This is a genomic window from Celeribacter baekdonensis B30 (assembly GCF_000299875.1).
In the GTDB taxonomy this organism is placed as follows: domain Bacteria; phylum Pseudomonadota; class Alphaproteobacteria; order Rhodobacterales; family Rhodobacteraceae; genus Celeribacter; species Celeribacter baekdonensis_A.
This window is the reverse complement of the sequence record NZ_AMRK01000001.1, coordinates 334,190-346,769: the sequence shown is the minus strand read 5'-3', so window position 1 is coordinate 346,769 and position 12,580 is coordinate 334,190. Positions and strand designations below refer to the sequence as shown.

At 59.0% G+C, this 12,580-nt stretch carries 10 protein-coding genes; all 10 read left to right on the top strand.

Going from position 1 to position 12,580, the window contains the following annotated elements:
- Positions 1-84: 84 nt before the first annotated feature.
- The 10 genes from B30_RS01640 to B30_RS01595 all read left to right on the top strand — a co-directional run bounded on the left by B30_RS01640 (position 85) and on the right by B30_RS01595 (position 12,580).
- Complete coding sequence (locus tag B30_RS01640) at positions 85-864, top strand: carbohydrate ABC transporter permease (RefSeq protein WP_085952010.1); 780 nt, start codon at positions 85-87, stop codon at positions 862-864.
- Between the two features lie 119 nt (positions 865-983).
- Complete coding sequence (locus B30_RS01635) at positions 984-1,265, top strand: DUF2160 domain-containing protein (protein WP_040401816.1); 282 nt, start codon at positions 984-986, stop codon at positions 1,263-1,265.
- 73 nt (positions 1,266-1,338) lie between these two features.
- Entirely contained in the window at positions 1,339-3,063 is a 1,725-nt protein-coding gene (locus B30_RS01630; protein WP_009570238.1) for an ABC transporter substrate-binding protein, read from the top strand.
- A 92-nt stretch (positions 3,064-3,155) separates the two neighbouring features.
- Positions 3,156-4,949, top strand: coding sequence for a thiamine pyrophosphate-binding protein (locus tag B30_RS01625; RefSeq protein WP_009570237.1), 1,794 nt, complete (start codon positions 3,156-3,158; stop codon positions 4,947-4,949).
- Positions 4,950-5,182: 233 nt separating this feature from the next.
- On the top strand, positions 5,183-5,956 hold the full coding sequence (locus B30_RS01620; protein WP_009570236.1) for a metallophosphoesterase family protein: 774 nt from the start codon (positions 5,183-5,185) through the stop codon (positions 5,954-5,956).
- A 404-nt stretch (positions 5,957-6,360) separates the two neighbouring features.
- The gene (locus B30_RS01615) at positions 6,361-7,980 is read left to right on the top strand and encodes a glycerol-3-phosphate dehydrogenase/oxidase (protein ID WP_009570235.1); all 1,620 of its coding nucleotides are present in this window, start codon (positions 6,361-6,363) and stop codon (positions 7,978-7,980) included.
- Positions 7,977-9,461, top strand: a complete 1,485-nt coding sequence (locus tag B30_RS01610) for an FGGY-family carbohydrate kinase (protein ID WP_009570234.1) — start codon at positions 7,977-7,979, stop codon at positions 9,459-9,461. Before B30_RS01615 ends, B30_RS01610 begins: the two co-directional genes overlap by 4 nt.
- A gap of 42 nt (positions 9,462-9,503) precedes the next feature.
- On the top strand, positions 9,504-10,781 hold the full coding sequence (locus B30_RS01605) for an ABC transporter substrate-binding protein (protein WP_009570233.1): 1,278 nt from the start codon (positions 9,504-9,506) through the stop codon (positions 10,779-10,781).
- Between the two features lie 123 nt (positions 10,782-10,904).
- On the top strand, positions 10,905-11,777 hold the full coding sequence (locus tag B30_RS01600; protein WP_009570232.1) for a carbohydrate ABC transporter permease: 873 nt from the start codon (positions 10,905-10,907) through the stop codon (positions 11,775-11,777).
- On the top strand, positions 11,765-12,580 hold the full coding sequence (locus tag B30_RS01595) for a carbohydrate ABC transporter permease (RefSeq protein WP_009570231.1): 816 nt from the start codon (positions 11,765-11,767) through the stop codon (positions 12,578-12,580). The genes B30_RS01600 and B30_RS01595 overlap by 13 nt, the downstream gene beginning before the upstream one ends.

Sequence of the window (12,580 nt, the reverse complement as noted above, 5' to 3'; positions counted from 1 at the left end):
GCTATTGACCCGACCTTAACCGTGGTGCCCCGTGCGCGCCGGCCGCGCGATCATGCGAGACTGCACAAGAACGTGTCGCGCGGGATGCTGATCCTTTACATCCTGTTCCTGCTGGTGCCGATCTACTGGCTGGTCAACATGAGCTTCAAGACCAATGCCGAGATCCTGTCGGGCGTATCCCTGTTGCCGCAAGACTTCACCTGGCACAACTACGCTGTCATCTTCTCCGACAGCACGTGGTACATGGGCTACGTCAATTCGCTGATCTACGTGGTTTTGAACACGCTGATTTCGGTGACGGTGGCGCTGCCTGCGGCCTATGCGTTCAGCCGCTACAGCTTCATGGGCGACAAGCACCTGTTCTTTTGGCTCTTGACCAACCGTATGGCCCCAGCTGCCGTGTTTGCCTTGCCGTTCTTCCAACTCTATTCCAGTGTCGGCCTGTTTGACACGCATATCGCGGTGGCGCTGGCGCATTGCCTGTTCAACGTCCCGCTCGCGGTCTGGATTCTTGAAGGCTTCATGCGGGGTGTGCCCAAGGAAGTGGACGAAACCGCCTATATCGACGGTCACAGCTTTGGCGGCTTTTTCCTCAAGATCTTCATGCCCTTGATTGCCAGCGGGATCGGCGTCGCCGCGTTCTTTTGTTTCATGTTTTCTTGGGTCGATCTTTTGATCAGCCGCACGCTGACCTCGGTCCACGTCAAAACCATCGGCGTCGCCATGACGCGCACGTCCTCGGCCACCGGTCTTGACTATGGTGTGCTGGCCGCCGCCGGGGTTCTCACCATCATTCCGGGCGCTTTGGTGATCTGGTTTGTCCGCAACTACATCGCAAAGGGCTTTGCCCTGGGGAGGGTGTGATGCGCACGACCCGTTGGATCACGATTTATACCATTCTGACCGTTGTCATGGGCGGGGCCCTAGGGGCGCTGATCCTGTCGGTGCCGCGCAGGAATGGCGCACTGGATTGGACCGGGCAAATGATTGCGGGCGGCTGGATGGCCTGGTCGTTCCCCGTAGCCCTGTTCTTTTGGACGATCGCCTGCTTGCTCATCCTGTTCACGGTTTTGGCGGTTCGGTTTCCTGAAACGCCACGCCTTGGCGCGCTGCGGATCGAAACGACGCGCGGCGACCGGCTTTTCATCACTTTGCTTGGCTCGGCCTTTATCAATCTGGCCTGGCTGGGACTGAGCGACGCTGCTCAGTGGGGCGCAATTGTCCCCTGCCTGATCTACGCCTTTGCGGTGTTCCGCTGGCTTTGATCCGGCCTGAACGGGTGTTGCGCGCCGCGTGTGGGCAATGCCGCCAAACTAGAAATCTTCAGGGAGGAAGAAAATGAAATTCAACTTTAAATCCACCACGGCGGTGGTCGCGGCGCTGGCGTGTTTTGCAAGCCCGTCCTTCGCCGACATGGAGGCGGCAAAGGCTTTCCTTGACGCCGAGATTGGTGATCTGTCCAGTCTCAGCCGCGCCGAACAAGAACAAGAGATGCAGTGGTTCATCGACGCCGCCGCCCCTTTTGCCGGCATGGACATCAAGGTCGTGTCGGAAACCATCGACACCCACAGCTATGAATCCAAGGTGCTGGCCGATGCGTTCACCAAGATCACCGGCATCCAGATCACCCATGATCTGATCGGTGAAGGCGATGTGGTTGAAAAGCTGCAAACCCAGATGCAGTCGGGCGAAAACATCTATGACGCCTATATCAATGACTCCGATCTGATCGGGACGCACTGGCGCTATCAACAGGCGCGCAGCCTGACCGACTGGATGGCGAATGAGGGCAAGGATGTGACCAACCCTGGTCTTGATCTGGCCGATTTCATCGGGACTCAGTTCACCACCGGCCCCGATGGGGAACTCTATCAATTGCCTGACCAACAGTTCGCGAACCTGTACTGGTTCCGCTACGATTGGTTCAACGACGACAAGAACAAGGCCGATTTCAAAGCGAAATACGGCTACGATCTGGGTGTTCCGGTCAATTGGGCCGCCTATGAGGACATCGCCGAATTCTTCACTGGCCGCGATCTGAGCCATATGGGTGTCGAAGGCGAAGTCTTTGGCAATATGGATTACGGCAAGAAAGACCCGAGCCTCGGCTGGCGCTACACCGATGCGTGGATGTCCATGGCGGGTATGGGCGATGTGGGTGAACCCAATGGTTTGCCGGTCGACGAATGGGGCATTCGTGTGAATGACCAGTCCCAGCCCGTCGGCGCCTGTATGACACGCGGCGGGGCGACGAACTCCCCGGCGGCCGTCTATGCCGTGGACAAGGCGATCAAGTGGCTCAAGGACTACTCGCCGCCCTCAGCCCAAGGCATGACATTCTCTGAGGCGGGTCCGGTCCCGGCGCAGGGCAATGTGGCGCAGCAAATGTTCTGGTACACCGCTTTTACTGCGGCGACGGTTCTACCCGACCTGCCCGTGATGAACGAGGATGGCACGCCGAAATGGCGTATGGCTCCCTCGCCACACGGTGCCTACTGGGAAGACGGCATGAAGGTCGGCTATCAGGACGTGGGGTCCTGGACTTTGATGAAATCCACCCCTGTGGATCGCGCCAAGGCCGCGTGGCTCTATGCGCAGTTTGTCACCTCGAAAACCGTGGATGTGAAAAAAGCGCATGAAGGGCTGACCTTTATCCGCGAATCCACAATCCAGCACCAGAGCTTCACCGATCGCGCGCCCAAACTTGGCGGTCTGGTGGAATTCTACCGTTCGCCGGCCCGCATCCAGTGGTCGCCGACTGGCACCAACGTGCCTGACTATCCCAAGTTGGCACAGCTGTGGTGGCAGAACATCGGTGACGCCATGTCCGGCTCCAAATCCACGCAAGCGGCCCTCGACGGTCTTTGCAGCGATATGGAATCGGTCATGACCCGTATCGAACGGGCGGGCATTCAGGGCGACATCGGTCCCAAGATGAACCCCGAACAAGGTGCTGAGTATTGGCTGGCACAGCCGGGCGCACCCAAGCCCAAACTCGCAAACGAGCGTCAGGAACCCAAGACCGTCGCCTATGACGAGATGATCAAATCCTGGAGCAAATAACCTCTGCGACCCGGCGGTTATGCGCCGCCGGGTCGGTCCACCCTGAAACCCGGTTGGCCGCTGTGGCACCGGAACCTTTTGGAGAAACTCATATGACTGATCCCAAGCCCCATATCGGCGACCTCGTGGCTGAAATGCTTGCTAAGTCCGGCGTCGAATATGTTTTCGGTATGCCGGGCGGGCAAACGACGGCCCTGCATGACGGAATTTCCCGACGCCAAGACCGGATAAAACACATCCTGATGCGCGACGAACGCAACGCCGCCTATGCCGCCGACGGCTATGCCCGGATCACCGGCAAGCCCGGCGTGTGTGACGTGACCGTCGGCCCCGGTTCCAATCTGTTGCCCGCTGGATTTCTTGAGGCGCTGAACGCCTCTATCCCGATGCTGGGCATCATTGGGGAATTGCCGCTGGACTGGTTGCCGCTCAAGGAAAAGGGCATCGCCAGCCAGGGCTACGATCAGCTCTCTTTCTTCAAGACCTGTTCGAAAGAAGCATTTCTGGTGCCTTCTATCGCCGCCTTGCCGGAACTGATCCGCACCTCGTTGCGTATCGCCACCGCTCCGCGTCCCGGTCCTGTGGCGCTTATCATCCCACATGACATCTTTGATGCGGATTGGGACATGGAAACTCTGCTGACCAATGTCGATGATCGCAGCGTGCGCACGCCCTACCTGCGCTCAGTTGCGCCCCCCAGTGAAATCGACAAGGCGATTGAGCTGATCAAAAAGGCCAAGCGGCCTGTATTGGTCTGTGGCGGCGGTGTGCATGGCGCCAATGCCTGCGACGAGGTGACAGCATTCGCTGACCGTTTGGGCGCGTTGGTGGTCACCAGCCTGTCCGGCAAAGGGTCGGTGCCCGAAACCCGCGACTATGTGGCGGGCGTGCTCAATCCGCTTGGGTCCAAGGCGGCGATTGATCTGGTGCCTGAGGCGGATCTGGTGATCTGGTGCGGGTCCAAGGTGAGCCAGAACACCGGCATGAACTGGTCTTTGCCGACACCGGAACAGGCCACCATCACCATCGACTTCGATCCGCTTGAACATGGCCGCACGTTCCGGCCCACGGTGCCGCTTTTGGGCGATGTGCGCAGCATGGTTCAGGCGCTGGATGCCGCCCTTGGCGAAAGCCGCGCGGACGCCAACCCGGAATGGATGGCCCGCATCGCCGAGGTCAAGGCCGAGTGCGATAAGGTCAAGGCGGTTGAAATGGCATCGGATCAAATTCCGGTTTTGCCGCCGCGCGTCATGGCCGAACTCGACAAACGCTTGGGTGAAAAGGACATCGTGGTCTCGGACGCGTCCTTCTCCGCCGGGTGGATTTCCGGCTATCTGCCTGCCCGCCAAACCGGGCGAAAATTCGTCTTTGCCCGCGGCCAGGGGGGGCTTGGCTATTCGGTTCCCGGTGCCATCGGCGTTGCGTCGGTCATCGAAGAGGGCGGGCGCGTTGTGACACTGGCGGGTGACGGTGCATTTTCCTACACCATTGGCGAACTGGCCACGCAGGCGCAGTACAACATGCCGATCGTGAACATCGTCATCAACAATGGCACATTGGGCTGGATTAAGCTGTGGCAGGAAATCTTTTTCAAGAACCCGCAGTCCTGCGCCTTGGAAAAGCAGGATTACGTTCCCGGATACGCGGCAGCGGCAGCAGGCCTTGGGTTGAAAGGCATCTATGTCGAAAAGCCTGACGACATCGGCAAGGCGCTGGACGAGGCCTTTGCCCATGACGGGCCTTCGGTTGTCGAGGTGCGCATCGATGATCGTGCCACACCGATCCATTCCTTCAAGCGCCGTATGCGTGAACCCGAAGACAAGCCGCGTCCGCGGCCCGGTACGGTCTACAAGCTACGCGAATGGAAGGTCTCTCCAGATCTGTAAGGACGTTCCGCTATGGGGGCAAAGGGCGGGGGATCTCCTCCGCCCTATGGGTGTTGCACCTGCAAACACGGCCTTCCAGATCTGATCGCGCATCTGCGGGTCTTTCTGGCGCGATCGTGAGATTTTTTGGGGTGGCGGGCGTTGGAAATCGGATTGAAAACACGCTAAACCTCTGACCAGGTCGCGCCTTTGGGTCTGCGATTTGTCCTCGCCACCAGTAAAAGGGTCAGCTGATGTTTAAGCGTTTGTTTCCTCGCCGCCGGTCGGTGGATGTGCCGCCCGTTCACCGCTTTGACGGTCTTCCGCCGACGCCGGAGGAAAGTCTTGTGGTTGTCGGGGACATTCATGGTCAGTTGAAATGCCTAGATGCCATGATCGACATGCTGATGGAAAAAACACCCTCCGCCCGTTGGGTGTTTGTCGGTGATTTCGTGGATCGGGGGGAGCAGAGCGCCGAGGTTTTGGAGCGGTTGCGCGCCCTTGAAGTGGCCCGCCCAAACACGGTTTTCATCATGGGCAACCACGAAGAAATGATGCTGTCCTTTTTGCAGGACCCAGAAGGCGCTGGCAACCGATGGATGCGGCACGGTGGCTTGCAGACTATGGCCAGCTACGGCGCGTTTCGCCTGAGTGAACACAATGCCCCTGAGGCTTTGCGGCAGGCCAGAGATCAGCTTTTGGAGCTTCTGCCGGAGGGTTTGGAGGCCTGGCTCAATGAACGTCCGGGCCTGTTTCAAAGTGGGAATGTCGCCGTGGTTCACGCCGGCGCCGATCCGGCCAAGCCGATAACGGACCAAAGAACGCAAACCCTCAGATGGGGTCATGTGCGGTTTGGGCAGGTCCCGCGCCAAGATGGGCTTTGGGTCGTGCACGGCCACACCATTGTCGACATGCCGAAAGAGAGCAATGGCGTGATTTCAATCGACACAGGCGCCTATGCCACAGGGCGCTTGACGGCGGTGCACATCACCAAAAGCACTACCGAGTTCCTGCAAACACGCGGATAACCAAGCCCGGCGGTACGCTTTTGATCTTTCCGTTGAGACTCGGCGTAAACCTGAAACGCTTTCAGGTGGGGTCAAGCGATGTGTCTCGGTCTTTGATGCCGATTGATGTGCTCGCCCGCTGAATTGCCTCTGAGCATCCGTATCACGGGATGTGAGTGCGCATGTGGTCATTTTAAGCATTTGATTTATTGAGAAAATGTATCTTTAACTGATCGCGGATTGAACTGTCGATGTCTTTTTGATGCCCGGTGTTTCAGCAATGCACTGCGCAGTATTTTGTTTATTTTTTGTAAAGTGGTATTTACAAAAAATAAAAAATAGGCTGTTCTCTCCTCATGAAACATAATAGCGCCACATACACTCCTCCCCCACCCTTGCGTTCCACCAGCAAGGAGCGGCTTGCTATGTTGCAGGAGTCGGATGTTTTGATTCTTGGCGGCGGAGTAAACGGTGTGGCCACGCTGCGCGATTTGGCGCTCAACGGGGTGTCCTGTGTGCTGATAGATACGTATGATTTCTGTCAGGGCGCGAGCAGCGCATCAAGCCGCATGGCGCATGGTGGGCTACGCTATCTGGAGGGGCGCGAATTTCGGCTCGTGGCGGAATCGGCGCGCGAGCGAAATCGCCTGATCGCCCATGCCGGGCATCTTGTGAAGCCGTTGGAAATTGTTGTGCCGCTTGAGCATCTTTTGGGTGGCTTCGCCCGCGCTGTGCTGCGGTTTTTGGGCTTTACCCGCTTTGGTGGGCCGCTCTCCTTGGCGGCTCTGGAGGGTGCGTTGCGGCTTTACGAAGCCTTCGGCCGCCGCGAGCACCCGCTGCCAAATCATAAAACAGTGTTGCGCCGCGCCCATTTCCCGAAAGGCCTGCGCCCCCAAACCCGTGCCGTGGCGGCCTATTTTGACGGTCAGATCACCCAGCCTGAAGGGTTGATGTTTGAAATGTTGGACGAGGCGATGGGGCAGGGGCCACGGGTTGCGGCGCTCAACCATGTGAACTGGCATAAAGACGGTGACGCGATTGTTGTCACGGATCGGTTTGACGCCACGCACTACCGCCTCACGCCGAAGGTGATCGTCAACGCCACCGGCGCGTGGATCGACGATGTGAACGCCAAACTTGGTGGCAAGACACAGTATCTGCGCGGCGTCAAAGGCGCGCATTTGGTGTTGGATCATACTGCATTGCATCAGCGCATGGCCGGGCGCGCCTTTTATTTTGACGATGGCACCGGGCGGATGATTATCACCCTTCCTGTGGGCGAAAATATCCTTGTCGGGACCACCGAAGTGGAAACCAAGGACGCGGAGGATCGCGGTATTTCAGAGACTGAAATCGCCTATCTCTTGCGTGCGATTGACGGGCTTTTCACCGATATTTCGGTGGATCGGAGCCATATCGTGTCGATGACAACCGGCATTCGTCCGCTGCGCGATGGTGGCGGATCGGCCACCAGTGCGGCGCGTGATCATGCGCTTGAAGAGGATCGTTTTCCCGGCTGTGCGGCTCCGGTTTTGTCGCTTGTGGGTGGCAAATGGACGACCTTTCGCGCCTTTGGCGAAGAGGCCGCAGATCGCGTGTTGAAACGTCTTGGCCGGACCCGCATCATGTCCACCGCGCAGCGCACCTATCCTGGTGCTGCACCTTTTGTGCGCGATGCTCTGACCGTTCCAAGGGAGATCGCCACACGTTTGATCGCCCGCTATGGCGCTTTGGCCCAGGAGGTCGCGCCGCTTTGTATGGGACCGGGAAGCACACCTTTGGCCGGGGCGCCCCACTATTGCCGGGGTGAAATTATCTGGGCCATTCGCGCCCGCGCCGCCTGTTGCATCGAAGATTTGGTGTTGCGGCGGACCCAACTGAGCCTCGGTCATGGGCTGCAGCGCGAGACGCTCTATGGCCTCGCAGAAATTTTGGCACAGGAAGCGGGATGCGACCCGAAAGACTTGGCGCTGGAAATCACAGCCGTGTTGGAGGACCCGCGCCTGATGGGCACACGCGCCCAGCTTCAGGAGGATGTCGCATGAGCGGTGAAATTCTCATTTCAATCGACGCGGGCGGCACGGCGGTTAAAGTTGTCGCCTATGATCTGATGGGCGCCGAGATTGCCATCGAAACCGCGGATGTGCCGACCGATCACCACCCGGATGGGCGGGTCGAGCGCGACGTCGAGGCCTTTTGGGCGGGCACCACCTCGGCGCTGCGTCGTCTTACGGCGCAGTGCGCCGGACGCGAAATTCTTGCCGTCGGCTGTACCGGATTTGGCAACGGTATTTTCCTCTTGGACGACGAGGGGCACGGCACACGTCCGGGCATCGTGTCTGTCGATCACCGTGCGCAGCCTTTGGTGGAGGAGCTGATCGCCTCTGGCCGCGCCGCTGAGATTTCGGCGCAGACCGGGCACAGGGTGTGGGGCGGTCAAACCCTAATGCAACTGGCGTATTTGGCGCGGACCGAACCCGAGGTCATGGCGCGCACCCGCTGGGCTTTGGCGTGTAAAGATGTGATCCGGTTCCGCCTGACCGGGGAGGCCTTGACCGATCCAACAGACGCCAGTGGTGGCGGGTTGATGGACGTGGCTGCGGGGACCTATGCGCAGCCTGTCTTTGAAGCGCTCGGGCTTGCGCCGCATACGCATCTTTTGCCCCCCATTGTGGCCAGCGATGGCGTGGCCGGGCGGGTGTCGCGTCGGGCCGCTGAGGAAACCGGGTTGCCCGAGGGCACGCCTGTGGCCGGGTCGATGATGGATGTGGCCGCCAGCTCTTTGGGGGCAGGGGCCGTGGATGCGCCGGTTTTGACAATGATTGCAGGAACTTGGTCGATCAACAGTCTGGAAAGCGGTCCGCCCAAAGGCACGGCCGCGCCGATCCTGAATATGCTCTATCGCGGTGGGGATCGTCGATTGATTGCCGAAGGCAGCCCCTGTTCCGCCGCAAATCTGGGTTGGTTCTTGGACCATGCCATGGGAGGGCGCGTGTCCGTGACCGAGGCCAATACATTGGTTGCCAATAGCCTGGTCGAAACCCGGCGTTGTCAGTTTTTGCCCTATGTGTTTGGCCCCGACCCGCGTCGTGGGACCTTTGTCGATCTGGGCGCGAGCGATGATTTGGGGACAATGCTACGGGCGATCTTTGAAGGGGTGGTGTTTCAGGCGCGGCGTCACGCGGAGGATGCCGTTGCCGTGGCGGGTCAGCCGTTTCCAGAGACGATCCGTCTGGCGGGCGGGGCGTCGAAATCGCCGGTTTGGGCCCAAGTCTTTGCCGATGTGTGTCAACGCAATGTGGAGGCGGTGCGCGCCTCTGAGGTGGGCGCATTGGGCGCGGCGATCTGTGCCGCTGTCGCCTGCGGTGCCTATGCCGATCTGGCCGAGGCCACGGCGCAGATGACCGGCGTGGCGCGCACGCACCGACCCGATCCGGCATTGGGGGCGTTTTACGAGAAGAGGTTTCACAGTTTTTGCAGGCTCGATCACGGGCTGGCGGCGCTGTTGGAGGAGGAGAACCCGTAAACCGGGTCAGACGTTCAAAAGAAACACCAGGGAGGAAAGAAAATGCGAAAGACACATCTTTTGTTTGGAACGGCGCTCTGTGCGCTGGCCACGCAAGGCTACGCGCAGGATGGTATGGCCTGTAAAGGCACATTGCCAGCGCTCAATGTGATTGCTCAGGGTATGCCTGCGGTCACGGCACTTGATGCACATCTGTCTGAATTCAATGACAAATGGGGCACTGAGGTCAAAATCACCATGTTGGGGGAAAACGAGCGGCGCGCCAAAGCGCGTCTTGATGCCTCCACTGGCGCAGGCTCCTATCAGGTGGTCTATATCGACGAGGCCAATTTGGCCGAATATGTCTCCGCCGATTGGATTTATCCGCTCGCCGATGTGGTGCCCGAAAGCTACGATTTGGCCGATTTTCGCACCGATCTGAGCAATGTCGCCACGGTCGACGGCGTGCAATATTTCGCGCCTTTCGTGGGTGGCGGCGACGTTATGATGTACCGCAAAGACCTGTTGGAAGCCAAAGGCATTGCCGTGCCAAAAACGCTTGATGAGCTGGTTGCGGCGGTCAAGGCGCTCAACGATCCCGAGGGCGGTGTCTACGGTTGGTCAGCACGCGGGCAACGCGGTTCTGGCATGAACGTTTGGCGCTGGACGCCGTTTTTCCGCGCCGAAGGTGGCGAGTGGCTTGACGGTGATATGCCTGCGTTCAACTCTGAGGCGGGTGTGAAAGCGACCGAAGTTTACATGGACATGATGCAGTCCTCGCCTCCCGGCGTGGCGACGTTCAACTGGTCCGATTCCGTTGAGGCATTCCGCGGCGGTCAGGTGGCGATTTTGATCGAATCCGATGTGTTTGGTCCTTGGATGGAAGACCAGGAAAAGTCGTCCATCGTCGGCAAAGTCGGCTACGCCCCGCCGCCTGACCCGCTGCCGTCGGCCGGTTGGTCGCATGGCTGGGCCGTGTCGAAATCCGGCGCTGCGGAAGACTGTGCCAAAACAATCGCGGGTGATTTTGTCGGCTGGGCCACCTCGAAAGAGATGGAACAAAACCGGCTTGCCGCCGGGATTGCCTCCGACATTGGCCGTGTGTCCACCCTGCAAAGCGATGGGTTCAAAGCGCTCGTGCCGCAAGAATACATTGATGCGCTGTTGGACACAGGCCCGAAAACCAGCCTGTTGATCATGGCAAGCCCGGTGTGGCCGGAAATTGGCGACACGCTTGGCCTGACGCTTGAGGAACTCTTTGCGGGCACCCGTGACGATGTTCAGGCGGCCTTGGATGAAGCTGCGTTTTTCGCCGAGGAAAGCCTGATGCGCGTCAAGTAACGCCGTCTGTTGTCGCCGCACACCCGATCTGTGCGGCGGCTTCCTTATCTCCAAAAGCGTTTCGACCTGACCCTGAGATACGGATCAATGTCGCAACGCGCGAAACGCTCTAAAGGACATGTCATGACCCGAAAAAGGTTCGTCATCCTGTCGCTCGTGCCCGCCATCGGCCTTTTGGCCACGCTGGCAGTGGTCTCGATTGCCGGGGCGGTGTGGTTCGCGCTTATGAACCGGACGTTGCGCTCGCCCGATTACGACTTTGTCGGCGCCTATAACTTTTTGCGCCTGTTGCGCGATCATCGGTTTTTCAACGCGCTGGAAATCTCAGCGATTTGGGAACTGGTGACAGTGACCGGCACATTGGTTGTGGCCGTGCTTTTGGCGGTGTTGATTTTTGAGACGGTGAAAAAGCCGCTTTGGCGCAATTTGATCAGCTTTGCTTTCCTTGTGCCGGTGCTTTTGCCGCGCGTGGCGGCGGCGTTCATCTGGCGCTTCCTCTATTCCCCGTCCTTGGGGGCGATCAATTATCTGTTGAGTCTGGTGGGCATTGGGCCGGTGGAATTCCTGGCCGATCCGTCCTTGGCGCTCGTCTCTGTGGCCATCGTCGATATCTGGCAATGGGGGCTGTTTTTCACCGTCATCCTGCTCAAACTGATGGAAACTCTGCCGCGCGATCCGATTGAGGCCGCCAAGCTCGACAATGCGCGCACTTGGGAAATCCATGCCTATATCACTCTGCCGATGCTCAAAGGTCCGCTGATCAGTTTGGCGCTTGTGAAAGCGGTCGAAAGCCTGCGCTCCTTTGATTTGATCTTTGTGATGACAGGCGGCGGACCCGGCACGGCGACCGAGACGCTGGACCTTTATGCCTATCAAATGGGGATCAATATGGGCGGTCGGATTTCCTATGCCTCGGCCATGTCCATCCTGTTGCTGATCGTGACGACAGTGGCCTTCACCATCATCTGGAAAGCGGGGAAAAAATGGGCAAACTGATTTCCACCACTCTGACGCGGGCCCTACTTGGGCTGTTGATTATCGTTGCCTTGGGGCCGATCCTGTGGACCGTTTTGGGGGCGTTCAAAGAGTTGCGCGACATCGTCACCCCGGTGCCAAAGCTGATCTTTGAACCGACCTTGGACAATTTCGCCACCATCCTGCGCAACCCGACCATTCGGGATGGGCTTCTGCATTCGGTGATTGTGGTTTCGGCCTCTGTGTTGGTTGGTGCGGTGCTTGGTATTCCGGCGGCGCATACTTTGGCGCGCCATGCCCGGCGCTGGGGCGATGATGTGCAGTTCTTTGTGCTCTCATTGCGCTTCATGCCACCCGTCGCCATCGCGATCCCGTTCATCGTGATCTATCTTGACCTTGGTATCTACGACACGCTGTTTGGCTTGATCCTGGTCTATCTGATCACCACGATCTCGACCGTGATCTGGCTGGCCGTGCCCGCCTTTGAACGCGTGCCGCATGACATCGAAGAAGCCGCCGCCATGGAAGGCTGCGGTCCGGCCGAAGTGTTTTGGCGCTTTTCCTTGCCGCTGGCCGCGCCGTCGTTGTTTGGCGCGCTGGTGTTCACCTTTGTGCTGGTTTGGAATGAACTGTTGCTGGCGCTCACCTTGGCCGCGCAAAACGCCACGCTTCCGGTGGTGGCCGCCTCGATCACATCGCTTGGCAAAGAAGTTCCGTGGGGCGTGATCAACGCCGCGACCGTTCTTCTTGTTTTGCCTCCCCTCGTATTCATCGGCCTGCTCATGGGTCTGCTCAACACCATGGTCCGCAGCGGCCCGAAATAG